The organism is Flavobacterium quisquiliarum (genome assembly GCF_019308285.1).
GTDB classification, from domain to species: domain Bacteria; phylum Bacteroidota; class Bacteroidia; order Flavobacteriales; family Flavobacteriaceae; genus Flavobacterium; species Flavobacterium quisquiliarum.
Genome location: NZ_WWEM01000040.1, coordinates 318926 through 340538 on the forward strand (window position 1 = coordinate 318926; position 21613 = coordinate 340538).

The following is a 21613-nucleotide window of genomic DNA, read 5'->3' on the forward strand; positions in this document are numbered from 1 at the left end:
GTGCGTACAGGCATCCCGATTGGTTACGGTAAAGCATACGCCTGCCCTGCAGGACATTCAATGCCTGCCATAGCCCACTACTGGTGGGATGCGCAATCCGAAAAATCTAAACGAAAATCTTAGGCGGCTGCCAGATGGTTCCAGTGTAGCTGGAAATGAACTGGCAGTCTCTCAAAACAGTATTCCTGGCACTGATGTGCTGCTGGGGAAGATTAAAATCCGGCATCTTGAAGCTGAATTTTAAAACCGAAACACTGCAGCAGGAGCACTGGCAGAAAGGAGTGCAGTGGTCGTCATTATCACGGCTGTGATTATGGGTAAGCTCCTTCTGGTCCGAATTGGATGAAATACAGCTATTGTATACATCACTGCATGGAACTGCTAGCAGCCCTAGAATGTAAAGTAGTAATATTGTTGTTTTCCATCTCATGGGACAAATGTATAAAATAGTTTATGCAATCCGATTGCAAAGTGACTACATGCGCAATAAAGCGCTGATTACAGGAAAAATACGTATCGATATTGCCGCATACCTTAAACAGACAATTCCGGCTTCCTAAATGAAGACGCGGCGTGATTATTTCCTGTAATGCAAAGTAAACATTCAATTTTGTAAACATTCTGAATTTTTGCCCAATTAAGCAAAAAACATGTTTTTTTTCATAGTTTCTTGGAAAATACGGATGCACCCACATCCAGTACGGCACGGCTGCCTAACAAAAAAGCCTACGCTTTGATTCAGGTGCCGGCTTAGTTAAATTCCAAGTTTATACCATAGCTATTCCAATGCAGTTTGTTCTTTTAGCCTAAAAAAACTCGTTAATAATTGAATAAGGGAAATAGAAAACATTTCACTTTAGTCATTGTTGTACTTTTCAATGAGCAGCTCTCTTTTCATTTCACCCATCATCCAATTCCTTACATCCTTTATGCGCTTTTTAACGTCATTTTTTATGATTTCCATATCGGGCTCAAAATCTGCCGTACCCCTGATTTCTGAAATAAATGAATGGAAAGGTGTCCAATCATTGTGAGTCAATATCTGGTGCAGAGACAGACTGGCTGTTTCCCTCAACACACTAAAGTAAAACCCATTTATTTTCTTTGCTGAATTTTCAACTTCCAAAAACGCAAATAACCGTTGAAAGAAAAACGATTCTCCTATAGAGATGCCTTTTGCATCTTCAATAATATATAATGACGGACATGAATATTCATCGTTTTCGAGATTGTTATAATCTATGAAACCGCATATTTTATTGGGTACACAAACTACATCTAAATGATCATAAATGGCGTGTATACCATTCTTTTTATAGAAAGATGCAATTGTATTCGCGGCTGATTTATTGTTCATTTTGGTATTAAACGCAAATATTCCCTTAAAAAAAGGAATGGAATTCATTGGTCCTTCACATATTTTTTCAATACCCTTCAGCGAATCTGCAATTGTTGCGGAAGTTAAAGTCGTTTTAACCTCAATTACGGCCGCTACGGATTCCTTTTTTACAACTACTAGGTCATCTTCTCTAAAAACGGGAATATAATTGTGCTGGTCGTAAATTATGATATCAATCTGTTTATTGCTGCCCTCTATAAATCCTGTTGCGACATGAAATTTTTTAGGCACATATTTTCGGAGCACAGAAATAAAAAGCTGCTCTCTATAATTTCCAACTGTCTGGCCATGGCTGATGATATAATTAATGCGCTCGCTCTGGCTTCTGATTTCACTTGAAATTGAAGACAGGTATCTTTTTTTATTTTCAAGCTCGATTGTATTCCTGCCTAAAATAATAAACTCACTTGATTTAAATTCATCATACTTAAATGTGCCCACGGCTAAGTGAGATTTAAGGATTCCAGAGGCCTCTAATTTGGTCACACCTATTGATGTTACTAATAGATCAACGCAATCATCAACCTTTAGTCTTTTATGTGGGGAAGAATGGAGCGTATTGATTACCTCATGCCAGTTTTTTTTTATCTTGCTCTGCAGGGTGCTATAATATTTATCGCTAAAAGAACAGCTTCTGTCTACAATCAAAAACGGATTTACCAACTGTGCAAACTGCTGCATATCATAAGTGACTAACCCCCTTGCTTCTGTTTTATCATCGTCAGAAGTCCAATAAAATTTCACGGCATTACCATCAATTGCAAATACTTTTCCTGTCTGAGCTTCGCTGTAGTGGTCCTTATGGTTGATTATCAAATGATTTTTTTCCTTTAGAAATTCTAAGAATTCTTTTGTTGTCAATTTAGTCAATTTTTTGGTTAATGGTTAAAAAAAGTATGTTTATATCTTCGCACATTACGCATTCTGTCATCTTCTCCAATCAAGCGAATTTAGCATATTTTTCTTAGATTTTTTTCATCCCAGGCCATAAACTGCCTCAAATCATCGAGTCAAACAATAAAGTGTGCATGAATCTTTTACGTTTGGAAATCATCTGAATTTCGGCACATTATTTGGTGTTTTTTTTAAAATAAAATATTAATTTACTGCTAATTAACTAATCTGAAAATTATGAAAAAAACTTTATTTTTTCTGCTAGTCTTCGCAATGTTCACTACCGTATCGGCCCAAAGCCAATCCGCTTCCAATTCCTTCACATTTCCATGCGTCGACGCTTCATACAGGCTATACAGCACAAACAACATGTGGACCTATATCAAACTCAACACCCGAAACGGACAGATGTGGCAGGTCCAGTGGGACACTGGAAAAAACAGGTTCGAGTCTCCCCTTTCTCTAAAAGCACTTGTTGCCCCTGATCAGGAAAAAAACAACAGATTTGCACTTAGCCCTACCACCAATATATACAATTTCATTCTGCTCGACCAGGTTGACGGACGGGTTTGGCAGGTGCAGTGGTCAAACAAACCCGAAGAGCGCGCCATTTTAGCCATAGAATAAAGAAAGGCTGCAAAAAGCATTTTTCTCCATTGGCCAATAGCCTAATCCCGGCATTTAAAAATATAGGATAAGCATTAATGCATAAATGCATGAAGTTAAATCTTTGCTATATTTGGGATGCGCCGGCTGATTTTGTTTAAAATGCCTTATATTTGGCAGGACTATAAAAAATAAGCCAGAATTCTATCTTTAGCATGAAGCATTTTAAAAGCATATTGATAATGGCGCTTCTTGCCATACGCATGCTTTTCGGGGTTGAAGTCCACAGCGTGTCCTCCGCTCTTGCCGATTGTGCTGAGATGCTCAATTTTTCCAGCAGGAATGCCAAGCAGTCTGCTGTTGATGCACCCCACAGCAAAAAGAAAATCCGCATAAGCGCTTCTTCTCAGGACAAAAAAGAGAAGCATAAAGCCCCTGCTGCATTAAAATCTCTATTTGAAAAATTTGCTTATGAGGCGCTATCGCTTACGCACAGCAAGAGTTTCGCCTATTTTAAGCTCAAAGCCGCATTTACTGCCTCTTCAACCGGGTCGCTTTACCGGCTGAATCTCTTCTAGCCCTTATTAAATTTCCCTGCTGCCTTTTATCGCATAGCGGCAAAACTATCGCAATTCAGCTTCACGGCTTTGCACCGATGGCTGTCTTTCTATTCTTTTGAGCCTGCTGTGCTTCAGGTATGCCCAACAGAAGCTGTTCCCTCTGCAATTCTCAATGCCCGAAAATAAGCTGGCGGTTTTTCGCAAACCTCCTTTATATTTCCACATTCAGCGGCAGGATGATTATGGTATTCCCTATAATTTTTTGGGCATACATACTCTTTCAATTGATTTTCAAGACAGCTGAAAATTCCTTTAATCCTATTAAAACCAGGCTTTAGCACAGTCTGCAAATCAGGATGATTGTTCTGTAATCATACAGAACCATTATCCATCACATAATGCAATGAAAAATTTAATTCTTTTTTTTATATACCTTTTTGCCATCCACAGCGTCCAGTCCCAAAAAATATCCCTTAAGGAGTATTTTGAAAAGCAGGAAGCGTCCGTAAATGATACGGTTATGTGTCTGAAATCTTCGGACTCCATCTGGGCGGATCTTCCCATGACCCTTATCAAAGGACGTGAAAAAGGCCCTACCCTTACCATAGCCGCCGGAATCCGCCAAGGCGGCTTTCCCGCAGCCGCCTCTCTTCTTGAGCTTCGCCGCGAGATAAACCCCCAGAAGCTCAAAGGAAACCTGATTATCATCCCCGATGCTGATGTGCAGCGCTACGATGGCCGCAGCTCCGGTTCAAATCCTATTGGGATATCCCATCTTAACGATGCTTTTCCGGGCAGTCACAGAGGAACCGCGGCAGAATTGATCGCCGATTTTGTTGCGACGGCTGTCTTCGACGCCACTGACGTATTTCTGGAGCTGAACAGCTGCGATGCGGCAAGCGATCCAATAGATTTTATCTGCTACTATGACAATTCGGAATTCATGCAGCAGACAATGCTGGAATTTCGTCTCAGCGAGGCAAGCGGACTCGATACAATCTTAAGCCATCCGTACGTCCTTTCATCTGGAGAGCCCTCGAAATGTGCCGTAAAACAGGCGGCAAGGCTGGGAATACCATCATTGAGCATGACAGTGGGAGGACAGCAAAAAGAGGGGCGCTCAGGCCTCTCACCAGCAAGGGATGCACTGTACAGGATTATGGCGGAATTGCAGCTTTACACCAATCGCAAAATAAAGCCTGCAAGGGCACCAAAACACAGGTTTAACAGAAAGGCCTTCGTAAAGGTTCCATTTCAGGGCATATTCTACAGTTCCGTTAAGGCAGGCGATAAAATAAAAGAAAACCAGCAGATCGGCTATCTGGCCGATATTTTCGGAAACAGGATAAAAACCCTCACTGCGCCCCAGTCGGGCACAGTCCTTTACAAAACCGAAGCAAATCCCGTAAATTCTGATGAAACCGTATTCTGCATCGGATACCGAATCTAAGGGCAGGCATATTTGCCGGATTTCGTTTTGGAGCGTTTTCGAACTGCTCAGATAATTAACAGATGCAATGCATGCCTGCATTCATTTTTCTAACTTATAAAAATAAAAGTTCATGGAAGAGATTCTAAGCACCCTGATTTGGGGAAACACTATTTATAAATGGCTCACAGCGCTAATAATTATAATTCTCCTATTTGCACTCATAAAAATATTTAAAATATACATTTTCAAACGGCTCAAAATATGGGCAGCGTCCACTGCCACATCGTGGGACGAATTCGCAATGGAGGTTATTGAGATCAATGTTCTGCCCCTGCTCTATATCAGCACCGTTTATTTTTCGCTGCAGGCCCTGTCTTTAGGCCTGAAGGCTAAAAATATTCTCCATACGGCTTATATGATGGCGATCACTTTTTTTATCATTAAAATAATAATTGCTGCCTTCAAAAAATTCGTATTGTCCTTTATCAAGCGCGATCAGGACAGCGAAAGCAAGGAAAAGCAGGCAGGCGGGCTTATAGCCATAGTGAATATCATCATCTGGATTTTAGGCGCAGTGTTCCTTATTGACAATATGGGCTACAATGTCACTACCATCGTAGCGGGTCTGGGTGTGGGAGGTATCGCCATTGCCCTTGCGGCGCAGACCGTACTTGGAGATCTGTTCAGCTATTTTGTCATCTTCTTTGACCGTCCATTTGAAATCGGAGATTTTGTAACAGTGGGCACCGACAGCGGCGTTATCGAATATATCGGGATAAAGACCACCCGCATCAGGACCCTCAACGGCGAACAGCTGGTATGCTCCAATACAGACCTGACCAACTCAAGGCTTCGCAACTTCAAACGCATGGAAAGGAGAAGGATTGTTTTCACTATCCGGGTTACTTACCAGACTTCTGATAAGCAGCTTAGGGACATTCCCGCAATTGTCGAATCCATAATAGCTTCAAAAGATAAGCTGATTTATGACAGGGGGCATTTTTCCGCTTTTGGGGATTTCAGCCTAAACTTTGAATTCGTCTATTACGTGGATGACCCGGATTACAATTTCTATATGGATTGCCAGCAGGCCGTCTATCTTGAGATTTTCAGGGCCTTTACAGATAAAGGAATTGAACTTGCCTACCCAACGCAGACCATACAGATCGATAGCCTGCCTGTTTTTTCAGTTGCAAGGAATTAAAAATCAGTTTTTAATTGATGTCCCTGCCCAGAAAAATCTGCACCCTTAAGAAAGAGACAATCAAAAATTTGATTGTCTCTTTCTGTCTGATAAAATGTGAACAGGCACGGTTTTATTTTTCAGTAATATTTTTTGCCAGTTTTAAATATTGGCAATATCATTTATTATCTGGACGCCAGACGTGAAAAGCTAAATGCTTAGCGCGCAATTATGGCAAGTAAAATATCATATACCAATGCTTTAAGCTCCTTATTGTAAGGCGACAGATCCCTGCCCGGCGGATTTCCATGATAAATCAGGTTGCGTACTTTAATAAGCTGGTCAAATTCAATATTATATTTGCCCGGGTCCAATTTGAGATACTTTATGAAACCCTCAAACTGATCAATAAGGCCTGTCTTTTTAATAAACGATACTTTCTCGAAAGCTTTGGAATCAAATTCCAGTTTATCATCCTCCTCCACTATTTCGCCAATTTCCTTTATTTTCGTTTTTATGAATTTATTAATAGAGCCCTCTGATCCTATAAAAGCATATTCTTCCTTGACAGTAAAAGTCTGGCCGTCCAAGGGATTCTTTAAAAAAAAGTTCCTGAACTTTTCAACGATGTTGTATAGGACCATGAAAGCTGAAATATCATCAAGATGCTTTATGCTTATCAGTCTTGGAACAGCCTCCCGGATTAGTTCTCTTAAATATTGGAATTTGTCAAAATCAATCGACTCCGCAAAATCGTAAATATTCGAATATTTATCTTTCAAATGAAATTCCTGAGATAAATCATTGCGCTCTCCGCTAAGCTTAAAAACTTCCCTGGTGCCATAATTTTCCCTATCATTCACTCTTAGCAATGCATTGAAAAAATCAATGCTTTTTTCCCAATACAGGGACATCATAAGGCATAAATCTTCTCCGAGCGAAAGAAGATCCAGATCTTTTATCTTTTGGCTGTCATCCCTAATAATCAGCTCGGCATCTCTGGTTATTACAAAATCTTTTTTTGGTTCGCCCTGTTTGTACGAATGGTTTAAAGAAAGCATAAATTCGACAGGGCCGAAACTTGTCCACCTGTTTTCATTACGCTCAATGAATTTATCATCTGAATCATAAGTCCCAAGCTGGCCGTACTGGATATATCCCGCGAGGTGGGAAATGGCATTGTCCCCGAGCCTGAATCTTGCGTCCCCGGCATACCTTCCATTCTCGAAAAGACAAAAATTTTGAAGAACCAGTATCAGGAATTTCTTGTCATGATCGTAATAATGGGTTTCCTGAATCCCAATTAGAGAGTTTTCAGAAAACTCAAAAAATTCCGGATTTACCCATTTATGCGGAGATACAGCAGGTTGTATCATATCGAGGATACTTACACCTGCTTTCGCAAGACTCCTGAACTTCTCGTAAAGATGATCAGATGGCTTATAGTAAATTTTAAGCTGCACCTCTTCAGGCTTTCTTTGATTGTAAATCAGTCTGGCATCATATTGTGAATCAGCGCTTTCAGTGGGAAAGCCGTCCAGCACCTCCTTATGCTCTGCAAGCTTCAGCAATATGGGCACATCTTTTTGGTAGTAGTCCTTCATAAACAAGAATTAAATTTCATCAGAATATTAACTGGCTGCGCCTTAAATTAAAAGCACCCAATCAGCCAAATTTAACAAAATAAAACAGCATTCAAGGCAGGTACAATTACCTGAAATCTCTATACTTTCATTTATTGGGTACTAAACCCTTCTTAAGTTTTTTTTATGGATCAATATTTCAGCAAAGCAATCTAATGAACCCTTACAATCTGAGACTCGGGAAAATCAACCTCAAGATATTTCTTTATGATTCCGGTTATCACATCAATGCGCGTCCCAATAATCACAGATCTGTCTTTTACTGGCCAATCGGTCATTATTGCGGTTAATTTTGGCTTTACAGTTCCCGAAATCAAATGCATAGGATCCGTATACCACAAGCCGCATCCGCTGATTCCGTGAAGGTCAGGTCCGGTTCCAAAAGTACCATTCCTGCTGTTAAATGCTGATTTTTTATTGTAATGGGCAATAATGGAAAAAGCGGTCAAATTGACCACACTTTTTCAGCATAAAGTGACCATCGATTTCGGGTCAAACTGACCACTCCTTTTCAATTTAAACTGACCACCTTGTTTCGGTTCAAATTGACCACCTAACACTACTTCTTTTCATGCTGTTAAACCATGGATCTGTATAAAAACTACAGACTATGGCAAATAACAAACTAGACATGAACAAAATCAGAAAAGTCATTAAGTTGCACTGCAACGGCAAAAGCAAGCTGTTTATAAGCCGATATTTATCTCTTTCCAGAAATACTGTGAAAAAATATATCTCTTTATTTGAAGTGCTGGGATTAAGCCTGGAAACTGTCAACAAGAAAACTGACACTGAATTGGACGAGCTGTTTTCTCAGGGTCCGACAGAAGTTGTTTCCTCAAGAATCGAAGATCTGTATGCTTATTTTCCTCAGATGGAACGGGAATTAAAAAAGGTGGGCATCACCATACAAACTATGTGGGAAAGGTATATTGAAACCCATCCCGATGGTCTTAGAGTAACGCAGTTCAGGAATCGCTTCAGAGACTGGAGCAGCAAGGTAAACCCTGTGATGCATATGAATCACAAGGCTGGCGATAAAATGTATGTGGATTATGCTGGAAAGACACTCTCAATTATAGACAAAAACACGTCCGAGGTTCAGGAAGTACAGTTTTTTGTTGCCATACTCGGTGCCAGCCAGTATACTTACGCAGAAGCGTCAATGAGCCAGCAGAAGGAAGATTTTGTAGCTTCGGTAGAAAATGCAATGCGTTTTTTTCAAGGAACGCCTGCCGCAATTGTGCCTGACAACTTAAAATCTGCCGTAGTCAGAACCAGCCGCTTCGAACCCACCATTAATGAAACTCTTGCAGATTTAGCTGAACATTATGAAACCACTATTCTGCCCGCAAGAGCCTACAGGCCCAGAGACAAATCTTTAGTTGAAGGAGCAGTCAAGATACTTTACAGAAGAATTTATGCAAATCTGAAAGACTCTAAATACTTCAGCATAGAAGAACTGAACCAGGAAATATGGAATCTGCTCGATGCGCATAATAACAAGAAACTTACCGGAAGACCATACTCTCGTTTTGAACTCTTTATGGAAGATGAAAGACATGAACTGCAGCCTCTTCCTCTGGAACGCTTTGAGATTAAATACCAGTCTCTGGCAACAGTAATGCAGAACGGGCACGTCCAGTTAAGCCAGGATAAAAACTACTATAGCGTGCCCTATCAATATTTAAAGAAAAAAGTAAAGCTGCTCTACACAAGCTCTACTGTTGAAATATACTTCAAATACAACCGTATAGCCACACACATCAGAAATCCAAAGCCCTACATCTATACCACAAATCCAGAACATATGGCAAGCACACATCAGTTTGTAGCACAGTGGAATGCCTTAAGGTTTATTGAATGGGCCAACAGCATTGATCCGGCAGTAGGAGAATATATTATGCAGATAATAGAAAGCAGGAACCACCCCGAGCAGGCCTATAAAAGCTGTCTAGGCATATTGTCTTTTGAAAAGAAAGTAGGTGCAGAAAGATTAGCAAATGCCTGCAAACGTGCTCTGGACTTTAAGATTTATAATTTTAAAACCATACAGAACATCTTAGAAAACAGTCTGGATAAGATACCTATGGAACACGAAAAGGAAGAAGATCAGGATCTTCCCGACCACGGCAATATCAGAGGAAAAAATTATTATAACTAAAATCAATTTACAATGAATGAATCTACTGTAGCAAAAATGAAACAGATGAAGCTTCATGGAATGCATAACGCCTTCATGACAGCTATCGAGAGCGGTAAAACCGATCATTATACCATTGACCAGTTTATGTCAATGATAATAGATGCCGAATGGGATGAACGCCACAACAGGCGTATTGAACGCAGTATTACCAATGCACTCTTCCATTACAAATCAAATATTGAAAGCATCAATTTTGACCAGTCCCGGAACATTGACAGAAATCTTATACTCCGGCTTGCAGAATGCAGTTTTGTAGAAAAGAATGAAAATATACTAATCACAGGAAGCACAGGTGTCGGCAAAAGTTTTTTAGGAACAGCACTTGGTTATCAGGCCTGTATTGAAGGCTATAGAGTAAGTTATTTTAATACTGCAAAATTGTTTGCAAAGCTGAAAATGGCCAAAGCAGACGGTACATACCTGAGAGAACTGATGAAAATACAAAGGCAGGATGTTATCATACTAGATGACTTTGGACTCCAGGCATTGGACAGCCAGAACAGAATCACACTTTTAGAGATCATCGAGGACAGGCACAACAATGGTTCTATTATAGTAACCTCGCAGATCCCCGTTCAGGGATGGTATGACATAATCGGCGAGAAAACCATAGCAGATGCAATCCTTGATAGATTAATACATCAGGCCCACAGGGTTGAGCTGCATGGGGAATCAATGAGAAAGAAAAAAAGCATAATCAAGGAATAATTATTTATCTATATTTGAAACAATAATTAACACACGAAAAAAAGTAGTTTTTTAGGTGCTCACTTTGCACCGAAATTAGATGGTCACTTTAAACCGAAACGAAGTGGTCACTTTAAATTGGAAAACAGTGGTCAATATCACTGAGTTTTACATATGACCGAAGGCGACAGCCTGAGACACTGTGTTTTTACCAATGAGTATTTCAAAAAGATAGATTCCCTGCTCTTCTCTGCACGCATTGACAACAAACCAATCGAAACTATAGAGGTTTCTCTTTCTAAAATGGAAATAGCACAGTGCCGTGGTTTGAGGAATCACAATTCAAAACATCATAAAGCTATTTTCAGTTTGATGAAAAAAAACCTTTATCAGATTCGCTCCCGAATGAAAAAGAAGAAAGCAGAACAATGCTAAAAGCGGAAAAACCGAAGAACTTTCGGTTTTTCCGCTTTATAACATTTCAGACACTGAAATTTTCCTTGCTGATTTATAGCAATCTTCCTCTTAGATTGTTCAAATCAAAAAAAAATAATTACTGTTCAATAGCGTACTGCCTTCAATGCAGACTATTAAACAGGGGAAGAAAAATCCATTTCTAAATAAACTATGAAAAAATAACAATTTTAACATTTCATTTATAAACAGAGATATTTTTATAATTATCTTTGTTTACGATTTTACATGTCTTATGAAAAGATTCCACATCATAGTAATTATTACCTTAGGTTTCTTCTTGATGCCAATGGCTACTTTTGCTTGTGGAAAACTTTCTGGAAAGATTTCTTATACTAAAGAAGCTTCCAAAAATCATGACAATGATTGCTGCTCGAAAGATGGCAGTCATTCCAAAAAAAATAATGATGGCTGCTGCGGTCATAAATGTGGGCACAAGTCATGCGGTTGTGTCTCAATCTGTAACGGAGGAATTACTTTCTTTAACCAACTTGACTTTAAAAACATCACTATAAGTGTTTTTTCTAAAAAACAAAAATTCCACAGTTCAGAAACCTCCATTCTCTCTGGTTTCTATACTATCTGGCTTATCCCTAAAATAAGCTAAATACCTTTTTTGACAGCCATACGTGTGTCAAAAAAGGAAGCCTAACTGCTTCATTTTTTTATTTTTCGCTTTTTGTAGAATAATTCTCTATACAGTTCTTGTATGCAATTATTTCTCAAAAGCAATATTCACTTCAAATACATTTTAAAATGAAATCAATTCAAAAAGGATTGATGGCAATCACTCTATTGCTGTCAGTCATAGTGTTTGGCGCACCTATAAAAAATGCAAAAAACATAAATGCAAAAATTTATGGTAATTGTTTAATGTGCAAAACTGCTATTGAAAAAGCAGGAAACATCAAAAATATCGCTTCGGTAAACTGGAATGAAAACACCAAAATAGCGGCTATTACCTATGATGAGAAGAAAACAAATCAGGATGAAGTCCTGAAAAGAATTGCCTTAGCAGGATATGACAGCGACCAGTTCTTAGCTCCTGGTGACGCCTATGCAAAACTTCCACAATGCTGCCAATATGAAAGAACAAATATGGCGGCTCCAATAAAAAAATCCGAAATGGATATGGGTAAAATGGATCATTCACAGCATACAGCCGCAGTTCCTGCAGATGCACAAGAAAACAGTCCTTTTAAAGCAATTTTCGACAGCTACTTTGATGTAAAAGATGCTTTGGTGAAAACAGATGCTAAAACTGCCGCATTGAAATCTAAAGAGCTCCTTACTGCAATCAATGCTATTAAAATGGAGAACCTAAAGCCAAAAGAACATACTGCATGGATGAATGCAATGAAAAGTTTAGCTTCAGATGCCACAAATATTTCTGAAAACCAAGATGTAAAAAAGCAAAGGGAATCCTTTAAAAGCCTTTCCAAAAACACGTACGATCTTATAAAAACTGCTGATCAGCCGCAGCCGGTTTATTATAATCATTGTCCAATGGTTGATGCGAATTGGCTCAGCAAAGAAAGCGGCATCAAGAATCCGTATTACGGTTCACAGATGTTAAGCTGTGGATCAACTATAGAAACAATCAAATAATCCCAAATCAAAAAATGAAAAATATAATAACCGTTAGTTCAATGCTTGGAGTTTTAATTTTAGGGACCGTTTCGCTGTTTTCTTGCAGTAAAATGGATGATATGAATATGTCCGATCCAAAACTGAATATAAACTATCCTGCCGCTTATGTGGTCAATGGTCAGGACGGCACAATTTCAGTAATCAAATTGGAAACTAATGAAGTTACAGAAACCTTAAGCCTAATGGGCAGCGGCAACGATATGATCATGTGGCCGCACCACATTTCTTTACATTCCAATCATCTGGCTATCGGTGTACCCGGAATGGACTTCTCTGCAGGCCATACCGCAGGTATGGGAGGAATGACAGGTAAACTCCTTGTAATTGACCCAGCCAGTGGGGCAACAGTAAAAAATATCAGCCTGCCAATGATGAACCACAACACAATATACAGCCCAAATGGTTCAGAAATCTGGGTGCCGCAAATGGACATCAATGGAAAAGTTCTGGTTTATGACGCCTTAACATACGCATTGAAAAGCACCATTGCAGTTGGCATGATGCCCGCTGAGCTTACCTTTTCTTCTGATGGGACTAAGGCTTATATTGCTAATGGAGATGACAATACTGTGTCAGTTATAAATACCGCAACCAAGCAGGTTACAGCCACAGTTGCTGTGGGAAAAAACCCTGTGGGTGCCTGGACAGGAACTGACGCCAGAATGTATGTTGATAATGAAGACGGGCAATCTATCTCGGTAATCAATGTGGCAACCGATGCCGTAGGCCAAACCATTGATCTAGGATTTATGCCTGGAATAGCGTCTCACAATGGAAATAAGAAAGAACTTTGGGTAAGTGATCCTGTCAATGCAAAAGTCCATTATTGGACCTGGGACCAGACTAAGATGATGTGGGTTCATGGAGGTGTATTCACTACTGGTGCCGGTGCACATGCTATAACATTTACAGCAGATGGAAATACTGCCTATGTGACCAATCAGACCGCCAATACGGTCTCTGTTGTTAATGTATCAAACCATACGGTCTCTAAAACGATTAATGTCGGTAGAAAACCCAACGGATTGGTGCTGAAAATATAAATCTGATATAAAGGCATTTAAAAGGCAAAATAGAGATTGGATTTGCAATCAAAAAAAGAATAATTCTTATAACACTCAAACAAAGGAATGTTAGACAAAAAAACATTCATTAGAGATAAAAACTAAAAAAAATGAAAAAACTAATTTTCTCAACCCTTGTAATGGCAATTGTACTTACAGCTTGTAATTCAAAAAACAAAGAAACTGCAGCTCCTGAAGCGGCTTCCGGGACAGCTCAGAATGACTCGCAATTGTATGCCTGTTCCATGCATCCTGAAATTACAGGAAAAAAAGGAGACAAATGTTCCAAATGCGGAATGGAATTAACCGAGCCAGTAAAGGAAACGGCCGGAAAAAGTGCAGAAGTAGAAACAGCCCAGACTGCTCAAGGAACATTTTCTATAAACGAAATCGTGAGTAATTATCTGTCCCTAAAAAATGCATTAACCAAAGATGATACAAAAGGAGCTGCAGATGCAGGCAAGGCATTATATGCAGTTTTTAACAGTGTAAATCCCAATTCGATAGATGCGAAATTAAAAGCAGAATATCTTGATATTGCTGATGATGCCAAAGAACACGCAGAACATATTGGAGCTAACGGCGGAAATATTGAACACCAGAGAGAGCATTTTGCCGTGTTAAGTAAAGACATGAATGATTTGATAAAATCTTTCAAATCAGAACAAAAATTGTATCAGGACTTTTGTCCTATGTATGATGGCGGAAAAGGAGCTATTTGGATAAGCGAAACCAAGGAGATCAAAAACCCATATCAAGGAAAAAAAATGTTAACCTGTGGTTCTATGAAAAAAGAACTATAGTACAGCTAAGTACTAATAAATTTATCGGGCTGTTTACATAATGACCACTCAATTTTCTCGTGACTAATGATGTTCATAATTTATTGAAATGTATCTAATTTTTTTAGACTACGCCGTGCGATACTCTTTGCTGAATATTCACTTATTTCCCATGTGTTTATTGTGTAGACAGTCCAATAGATATTTAGAAAAAAAATCAATAGCAACCTATTTTTTAAACAATTTAAAATATAATTAAAATGAAAAATACAATTCTTTCAGCCATATTAATGGTATGCGTAATGGTTTCTGGCAATGCGCAAAGCAAAAAAACAGAAGCAAAATTTTCAACTCAGCAAATTGTTGCAGATTATTTAGCGTTAAAAAATGCACTCGCAAAAGATGACAGCAACGGGGCCGCTAAAGCTGGCAAGGCACTGTATTCGGCTTTCAAAACCACAAATGTAAAATCGATAAATCCAAAATCCAAAGCTGAATATCTTGATATAGCTGACGATGCCAAAGAGCATGCAGAACATATTGGGGCCAATGGCGGTAATATTGAGCATCAAAGAGAGCATTTCGCTCTATTGAGTAAAGACATAAATGATTTGATCAAAACTTTTGGAGCTGCAAAAACACTATATCAGGATTCTTGCCCTATGTATGATGGTGGAAAAGGAGCTATCTGGATCAGTGAAACAAAAGAGATAAAAAACCCTTACTATGGTTCTAAAATGCTTACCTGCGGTTCAATGAAAAAACAATTGTAAAATGAAACGGTTCATCAGAAAGATTCTTTTTATTGGGTTAATTATTTTTCTACTGATGCAATTGTATCAGCCTGCCCGCAATTCCGATTACGGGCAGGTTTTACCAATTCACATTTCAAAAGTCTATCCCATTCCCAAAAATATACAAACGATTCTTAAGACTTCTTGTTACGATTGTCACAGCAGCAACACGCAATATCCATGGTACTCCTACATCCAGCCGGCACGTACCTTTATGGAAGGACATATCAAGGAAGGAAAAGAAAATTTGAATTTCAGCCAATGGGGAAGTTATTCGAAACGAAAACAGGAAAATAAATTAGACCGAATTGCCAAGCAGATAAAAGCCAATCAAATGCCTTTGGCTTCCTATACGCTGATCCATAAAGATGCAGTACTGAATACTGTTCAGAAAGAACAGCTACTCAATTGGATTGAAAAAGTAAGTGATAGTCTTTCAAAAATAAATTAAATCTATGGTACACAAATTAATAGAATGGTCCCTGCGCAACCGTTTCATCATATTACTATTATCAGCAGGAATATTTGTTTGGGGTATTATCTCTATTCAAAAAAATCCTATTGATGCTATTCCAGATCTATCTGAAAATCAGGTAATCGTTTTTACAGAATGGATGGGACGTGCTCCACAGCTCGTTGAAGACCAGATCACCTATCCCTTGGTTACCAACCTTCAGGGATTGCCTAAAATTAAATATGTAAGGGCTGCTTCCATGTTTGGAATGAGTTTTATCTATGTCATTTTTGAGGATGATGTTGATGTATACTGGGCAAGATCAAGAGTACTGGAAAGGCTCAGTACAATTAGCAGCACCCTGCCCAAAGGAGTTGCACCGCAATTGGGACCCGATGGAACCGGAGTTGGCCATATACTCTGGTATACTTTGGACGCTCCCGGCATTGACCTTGGCGAACAAAGGGCACTGCAGGACTGGTATGTCAAATTTGCTTTGCAAAATGTCCCCGGAGTAAGTGAAATTGCTTCTTTTGGAGGATTTCAAAAAGAATACCAGGTTACCATTGATCCAAACAAACTGCTATATTATAAGCTGTCTGTCCCTGAGGTTATAAGCGCCGTACGAGCCAATAATAACGAAAGCGGCGGAAGAAAATTCGACATGAGTGATATTGGCTATATCATTAAGACATCCGGTTATCTGAAATCCATAAAAGAAATTGAGGATATTCCACTGAAAAACCAGAATGGTATCCCTATAAAAGTCAGCGATATAGGAACAGTCCAGATGAGCGGAGAAACCCGATTGGGAATCTTTGATCATAATGGTACAGGCGAAGCTGTTGGAGGCATCGTCGTGATGCGTTACGGTGAAAACGCCGATGCCGTTATTGATAATGTGAAAGAAAAGATGAAAGAAGTCGCAAAAGGGCTTCCTAAAGGGGTAAAATTCAATATTGTATATGACCGAGGGCATCTGATCAAAGAGTCTATTGATTCGGTTAAGCGCACCTTAATTGAAGAGATGATTGTGGTTTCGCTTATCGTTATTATTTTTCTTTTCCATTGGCGCAGCGCATTAAGTATCATAATCCAGATCCCAATTACAATTGCCGCGAGTTTCATACTTCTAAATGCCTTTGGAATATCCTCCAATATCATGTCCCTTACCGGTATCGCACTTGCCATTGGGGTAATAGTTGACAACGGTATTATTATGAGTGAAAATGCCTACCAGCATCTCTCACAACGGTATGCACAATGGGAATCCGAACAAAAAACTGAAACAAACTCTGATGAAAAGAATTAAAAATATATTTCGCAAAAAAACACAGTGGATATCCGAAGAGGAAAGGCTTAAAGTAATTGAGAAAAGCAGCAAGCAGGTTTCTCGCGGGGTATTCTTTGCCACCATAATTATAATTACTTCTTTCCTGCCTGTATTTATGCTTACCGGACAGGAAGGAAAGCTATTCCATCCCTTGGCTTATACAAAAACTTTCATACTGATTGTGGATGCCTTGTTGGTACTTACATTAGCTCCGGTACTGATCTCTTTTTTTATGAAAGGGAAATTCCGTCCAACTGATGCACATCCCGTAAATCGTTTTTTGGAAAAAGGTTATGAGCCTATCATACGCTGGGTCCTAAAATGGAGAAAAACAACCCTTACGGTTAATATTTTGGCGTTATTGATTTCCATTCCATTATTGATGCGGCTGGGAACAGAGTTCATGCCCCCACTGGATGAGCAGAGCATTTTATTTATGCCTGTTACCCTGCCTGATGTATCCAATGGAGAAATCAAACGCATCTTGCAGGTACAGGATAAAATAATAAAATCAGTTCCCGAAGTAGAAAGTGTTTTAGGCAAAGCCGGACGGGCTAATACAGCTACCGATAATTCCCCAATGAGCATGATTGAGACCATTATCATGCTAAAACCAAAATCAGAATGGCGTAAAGGAATAGACAAAAAAGACATTATTAAGGAACTCGATACCAAACTGCAGATCCCGGGTGTGGTAAACGGTTGGACACAGCCTATCATCAACCGTATCAATATGCTCGCTACAGGAATTCGTACCGACGTGGGTATTAAAGTCTACGGTCAAAATCTCGATACCATTGCGCGAGTATCAGAAAGAGTAAAAATGGCTTTAGAGGGAACCCCTGGAGTGTCTGACTTATTTGTGGATCCTATTACTGGTGGCAAATACCTGGATGTTGATGTCAATCGTTCCGAACTGGCCCGTTATGGACTCACTGTAGATGACGTAAACCAAACCGTGGAATTTGCCTTAGGAGGAGCGTCCATCGGCAATACCGTTGAAGGACGAAGACGATTTTCAATAAGCGTTCGTATGGCACAGGACTATAGAAATAGCGTAGAACGCATTAAACGCATTCCCCTGCAGTCTCCAACCTTTGGAGAGGTGCCCCTATCTTCTGTTGCCGATATTAAATTCGTAGATGGCCCTCCAATGATTAGTTCAGAAAATGCACTCCTTCGCGGGGCAGTCATGTTCAACATACGTGATCGTGATATGGGGGGAACCGTACAGGAAGCTATGAAAAAATTAGAAAGTGCCAAAAATATACTTCCCGAAGGGTACTTTATAGAATGGAGCGGACAATATGAGAACCTGATCAGCGGAGAAAAGACCCTTAAAATCATTGCACCGATAGTATTGCTTATTATTTTCTTCTCCCTCTATTTTGCCTTTAATTCCCTTAGAGAAGCCTTCTTAAGTCTTATAACAGTGCCTTTTGCTTTGATTGGAGGTGCCTATATAATTTTTTTCTGGGATGTCAATCTATCAGTGGCAGTAGCTGTAGGTTTTATAGCCTTGTTTGGTATTGCCGTGGAAACCGGAATTGTGATGGTTATCTATCTCAATGATGCAATGGAGCAGCTTATCAAGGCCAAAGGTAATTCAAGAGAAACCATTACTAAAGACGATCTCAGAGAATATGTGGTACACGGCGCCGCAAAGAGATTACGCCCAAAACTAATGACCGTCTGTGTCTCATTATTTGGATTAGTGCCTGTCCTTTGGTCCAATGGTGTCGGAATGGATGTAATGAAACCAATCGTATTGCCTATGATTGGCGGCGTATTTACCTCTGCCGTACATATCTTATTAGTAACCCCGCTTATTTTCCTAATGTCTAAAGAATATGAATTACGAAAATATGGCAAACTTGAAGTACATGATGTCAAACATTAAAATACTGGCAGTACTATTGCTTTTACTGCCATTACAGCTATTGAGCCAGACCCAACAGGTCTTGTCTCTTGATACAATCCTTCACAGGATTGATAAAAAAAACGTGCTCCTGCAAAGCTATAGCCTAAAGGCTGAAGGGTACAAATATAGTGCTGATGCCGCAACGGCATGGATGGCACCAATGGTGGGTGTTGGGACATTTATGACACCCTATCCTTTTCAGGAAGTTATGGATGACCGCGACAAAGGATCTTTAATGTTCAGAGTTGAACAAGATATCCCCAATATAGGAAAGCTAAACAAGAAGAAAAAATTTATCCAGTCCCAAGGAAATATTGAGAACGCTACGCGGACCGTTACCCTTAACGACTATAAAGCGCAGGCCAAACAGCTCTACTACAGCTGGATGGTAGCCGAAGAGCGAATGAAAGTTTTGGATCAGAACGAAAAGATAATGTTGACCATGAAAAAGATTGAGGAAGTACGCTATCCTTACAATCAGTCGCAATTGGGTAATGTATACAAGATTGACGCAAGGATTGAAGAGAACAAAAATATGATCCGCATGCAGGAAGGTGAAATCGCAAAAGCAAGAGCATGGCTCAACAGCTTGATGAACCAGCCTGGCAATGCTGATTTTTCAATCGACACAAGTATTACTCCTGTCTTCAACCCTGCTTTGCACGACACCACAAGTCTTGCTGCTGTGCGGGGAGATATTAAAAAGATGGATGCGGGAATTGAATCGATGCAGCTCAGTATTCAGGCGATGAAAGCGGAGAAAAATCCCTCTTTTAAAATCCAGTTTGACCACATGAATTCTTTCGATAAAATGATGCCCAAAGCCTATTCGGTAATGGCAATGATGTCTATTCCTATTGCTCCATGGTCATCAAAAATGTATAAATCAGATGTTAAAGCAATGCAATATAATGTACAGGCAATGGAGAAAGAGAAATCCGCCATGCTGCAGGAAACCCAGGGTATGTTATATGGTATGCAATATGAAATACTGACCATGCAAAAAAGAATCCAGGGACTCGAAACAAAAATAATCCCTTCAATGCAAAAATCGCTGGATGTAAACTTTCTGAACTATCAGGAAAACAAACTGCAGATTCCTGTAGTAATTGACTCCTGGGAAGCTTTAAATATGCTGCAGAATAACTTATTAGATGAAAAATTAAAACTATATCAAATGATTGTCGATTATGAAAAAGAACTCTATCGCTAAGTTAGTCGGATTGTTATTCGTTTCGATATTATTATTGACAGCCTGTAACAAGAAAACCGAGCCTAACAATAAGCCAGCACACCAGCATAGTACAAATCAGGAATATACCTGTCCAATGCATCCCGAAGTTATCCAGGATAAGCCCGGCAGCTGTCCAATATGCGGGATGGAATTGGTCCCAAGGCATACCGCTGGAACGGAAACAGCCATAGACAGCAGCTTAAAACACCTGCTAAAACCAGTTAACGAACAAGTCGTTTCAAATATATCTGTCATAAAAGCTGACCAGAGTACTAAAATATTCTCCATGCATGTACAGGGAATTATTACCTACGATACCCGTGACCAGACCAGCATTTCCAGCAGGGTAAGCGGAAGGATTGAGCGTCTGCTGATTAATTATAATTACCAGCCCGTAAAAAAAGGACAGTTGATCATGGAAATCTATTCCCCTGATCTGGCTGCCGCGCAAAGAGAGTTGTTGTTTATTTATCAATCTGACCCAAACAATCCGATGCTTCAAAAAGCAAAAGACAGACTGTCTCTCCTGGGTATGCAGCAGGGGCAAATTCAACAGGTATTAAAAACAGGTAAAATCTCCTATCGCATTCCTGTTTACAGTAATGCCACCGGGTACATCTTAGACAACACGGCAGCGGCAAATGCTTCTACAGCAGCTCCTGCGGCTTCGCCTCAAAGCGCACCGTCAGATGATGGCATGGGCGCAATGGGTTCAAGTAGCAGTGCAGCATCAAATAGCAGCGCATCTACCCCTACTTCCTCTGCTATTATGCTAAGAGAAGGACAATATGTTGGTGCAGGACAATCTCTTTTTACAATTTATACCAACAAAAACCTTATCGCTGAGTTTGCTTTTGATCCATCGGTATCATCCCAGATTAAAAAAGGACAAAAGTTGGTGTTTTATGAACCCTCAGATAAGCAAACCGTGTATACTGGTACTATCGGACTCATTCAACCCGTCTTTAAAGAGGGAAGCAACTTTACCATAGCACGGATTTATTTGCAGGATAATAAATTTCAGACCGGAAAATTAGTAACTGCAGCCATTCCTATTGTCAGTAAAGGCTGGTGGCTTCCGCAAAGCGCCGTTCTTAATTTAGGAAATAAATCCATCGTTTTCAAAAAAGAGCAGGACGTGTTTGTTCCCAGAGAAGTTAAAACGAAAAATAATGGTGATGGAATGGTGCTAATAGACCAAGACATCAGTAATTGGAATATCGCCAGTAATGCGGCTTATATGATAGACAGTGAGAGTTTTATCAAGACAGCTTCAGAAAATAAATTAAAAAATTAA

At 39.6% G+C, this 21613-nt stretch carries 21 protein-coding genes; 17 read left to right on the plus strand and 4 right to left on the minus strand.

Features of this window, described 5'->3' with window-relative positions:
* Positions 1-106 precede the first annotated feature (106 nt).
* Entirely contained in the window at positions 107-430 is a 324-nt protein-coding gene (locus GSY47_RS26475; RefSeq protein WP_370433041.1) for a DUF6660 family protein, read from the minus strand.
* A 426-nt stretch (positions 431-856) separates the two neighbouring features.
* On the minus strand, positions 857-2260 hold the full coding sequence (locus GSY47_RS24920; protein ID WP_219071603.1) for a DUF6602 domain-containing protein: 1404 nt from the start codon (positions 2258-2260) through the stop codon (positions 857-859).
* A gap of 270 nt (positions 2261-2530) precedes the next feature.
* Here GSY47_RS24920 and GSY47_RS24925 point away from each other — a divergent pair, with 270 nt between their 5' ends.
* From GSY47_RS24925 to GSY47_RS24940, 4 genes are all read left to right on the plus strand, one after another.
* Entirely contained in the window at positions 2531-2920 is a 390-nt protein-coding gene (locus tag GSY47_RS24925) for a hypothetical protein (RefSeq protein WP_219071604.1), read from the plus strand.
* Positions 2921-3141: 221 nt separating this feature from the next.
* Positions 3142-3477, plus strand: coding sequence for a hypothetical protein (locus GSY47_RS24930; protein WP_219071605.1), 336 nt, complete (start codon positions 3142-3144; stop codon positions 3475-3477).
* 385 nt (positions 3478-3862) lie between these two features.
* Positions 3863-4909, plus strand: coding sequence for a succinylglutamate desuccinylase/aspartoacylase family protein (locus tag GSY47_RS24935; protein WP_219071606.1), 1047 nt, complete (start codon positions 3863-3865; stop codon positions 4907-4909).
* Positions 4910-5021: 112 nt separating this feature from the next.
* Positions 5022-6095 (plus strand): mechanosensitive ion channel family protein, encoded by a 1074-nt coding sequence (locus tag GSY47_RS24940; protein WP_219071607.1) that lies wholly within the window; start codon positions 5022-5024, stop codon positions 6093-6095.
* A 197-nt stretch (positions 6096-6292) separates the two neighbouring features.
* On the opposite strand, the gene GSY47_RS24945 is transcribed toward GSY47_RS24940, so the two are convergent.
* Positions 6293-7678: a hypothetical protein gene (locus GSY47_RS24945; RefSeq protein ID WP_219071608.1), complete on the minus strand. Its 1386-nt coding sequence runs from the start codon at positions 7676-7678 to the stop codon at positions 6293-6295.
* 191 nt (positions 7679-7869) lie between these two features.
* Positions 7870-8175 carry a hypothetical protein gene (locus GSY47_RS24950; RefSeq protein ID WP_219071609.1) on the minus strand — a complete coding sequence of 102 codons (306 nt, stop codon included), beginning with the start codon at positions 8173-8175 and terminating at the stop codon, positions 7870-7872.
* Between the two features lie 152 nt (positions 8176-8327).
* Here GSY47_RS24950 and istA point away from each other — a divergent pair, with 152 nt between their 5' ends.
* From istA to GSY47_RS25015, 13 genes are all read left to right on the plus strand, one after another.
* Positions 8328-9881 (plus strand): IS21 family transposase, encoded by a 1554-nt coding sequence (gene istA / locus GSY47_RS24955; protein ID WP_219071610.1) that lies wholly within the window; start codon positions 8328-8330, stop codon positions 9879-9881.
* A gap of 12 nt (positions 9882-9893) precedes the next feature.
* Positions 9894-10631, plus strand: coding sequence for an IS21-like element helper ATPase IstB (gene istB / locus GSY47_RS24960; protein WP_073411995.1), 738 nt, complete (start codon positions 9894-9896; stop codon positions 10629-10631).
* 153 nt (positions 10632-10784) lie between these two features.
* Positions 10785-11045 (plus strand): PcfJ domain-containing protein, encoded by a 261-nt coding sequence (locus tag GSY47_RS24965; protein WP_223705937.1) that lies wholly within the window; start codon positions 10785-10787, stop codon positions 11043-11045.
* 274 nt (positions 11046-11319) lie between these two features.
* Positions 11320-11691 carry a hypothetical protein gene (locus GSY47_RS24970; RefSeq protein WP_035690951.1) on the plus strand — a complete coding sequence of 124 codons (372 nt, stop codon included), beginning with the start codon at positions 11320-11322 and terminating at the stop codon, positions 11689-11691.
* A 149-nt stretch (positions 11692-11840) separates the two neighbouring features.
* Positions 11841-12692, plus strand: coding sequence for a DUF3347 domain-containing protein (locus GSY47_RS24975; RefSeq protein WP_008463764.1), 852 nt, complete (start codon positions 11841-11843; stop codon positions 12690-12692).
* Positions 12693-12706: 14 nt separating this feature from the next.
* Positions 12707-13777 (plus strand): hypothetical protein, encoded by a 1071-nt coding sequence (locus tag GSY47_RS24980; protein WP_008463763.1) that lies wholly within the window; start codon positions 12707-12709, stop codon positions 13775-13777.
* A 131-nt stretch (positions 13778-13908) separates the two neighbouring features.
* Complete coding sequence (locus GSY47_RS24985) at positions 13909-14601, plus strand: DUF3347 domain-containing protein (RefSeq protein WP_008463762.1); 693 nt, start codon at positions 13909-13911, stop codon at positions 14599-14601.
* A 239-nt stretch (positions 14602-14840) separates the two neighbouring features.
* Positions 14841-15353, plus strand: a complete 513-nt coding sequence (locus tag GSY47_RS24990; protein ID WP_008463761.1) for a DUF3347 domain-containing protein — start codon at positions 14841-14843, stop codon at positions 15351-15353.
* Position 15354: 1 nt separating this feature from the next.
* Entirely contained in the window at positions 15355-15825 is a 471-nt protein-coding gene (locus GSY47_RS24995) for a heme-binding domain-containing protein (RefSeq protein WP_008463760.1), read from the plus strand.
* 4 nt (positions 15826-15829) lie between these two features.
* Entirely contained in the window at positions 15830-17140 is a 1311-nt protein-coding gene (locus tag GSY47_RS26330) for an efflux RND transporter permease subunit (RefSeq protein ID WP_008463756.1), read from the plus strand.
* Positions 17127-19061, plus strand: coding sequence for an efflux RND transporter permease subunit (locus GSY47_RS26335; RefSeq protein ID WP_008463755.1), 1935 nt, complete (start codon positions 17127-17129; stop codon positions 19059-19061). Before GSY47_RS26330 ends, GSY47_RS26335 begins: the two co-directional genes overlap by 14 nt.
* On the plus strand, positions 19045-20295 hold the full coding sequence (locus GSY47_RS25010; protein ID WP_200799097.1) for a TolC family protein: 1251 nt from the start codon (positions 19045-19047) through the stop codon (positions 20293-20295). The genes GSY47_RS26335 and GSY47_RS25010 overlap by 17 nt, the downstream gene beginning before the upstream one ends.
* Complete coding sequence (locus GSY47_RS25015) at positions 20273-21613, plus strand: efflux RND transporter periplasmic adaptor subunit (protein ID WP_008463751.1); 1341 nt, start codon at positions 20273-20275, stop codon at positions 21611-21613. The genes GSY47_RS25010 and GSY47_RS25015 overlap by 23 nt, the downstream gene beginning before the upstream one ends.